Annotated in this window: 1 protein-coding gene and 1 rRNA gene; both read left to right on the forward strand. The window is 67.0% G+C overall.

Translation table 11 applies throughout. The annotated features are described in order from the left end of the window. Nucleotides 1–91, forward strand: a 5S ribosomal RNA gene (gene rrf, locus ABZ454_RS28370); the annotation flags it as partial. Nucleotides 92–219: 128 nt separating this feature from the next. Continuing rightward, a partial coding sequence (locus ABZ454_RS28375) for a hypothetical protein (RefSeq protein ID WP_359542121.1) occupies nucleotides 220–433 on the forward strand: 214 nt, incomplete at its 3' end.

Genomic DNA, 433 nt, shown 5'->3' on the forward strand with positions numbered 1-433 from the left:
GCCCGGTTACATTCCGAACCCGGAAGCTAAGCCTTTCAGCGCCGATGGTACTGCAGGGGGGACCCTGTGGGAGAGTAGGACGCCGCCGAACAATCTTTGAAGGACCCTTGGTCCCAGCGTTCAACGCTGGGACCAAGGGTCCTTTTTGTTTTTCCGAAGCGCGTCGGGTGTCCGGCTGCGCAAGAATGTATGTAGTACCCGATGACAGGAGCACCACCGATGTCCACCAACTCTCCCGACGATCGTTCGGAGCGCGAGCCGCGTCGCCGGGACGGCGGTGACCGGGGCGGCTTCAGCGGCGGTCGTGACGACCGGTCGGGCGGCCAGGGCCGGGACAACGACCGTGGCGGAAACCGCCGCGACGACAGCCGGCCCACCAGCGGTGGCGGCGGTTTCCGCCGTGACGACCGTGACCGGGACCGTGCGCCGCGTC

Origin of the sequence: Streptomyces sp. NPDC005803 (assembly GCF_040630435.1) — a bacterium.
In the GTDB taxonomy this organism is placed as follows: domain Bacteria; phylum Actinomycetota; class Actinomycetes; order Streptomycetales; family Streptomycetaceae; genus Streptomyces.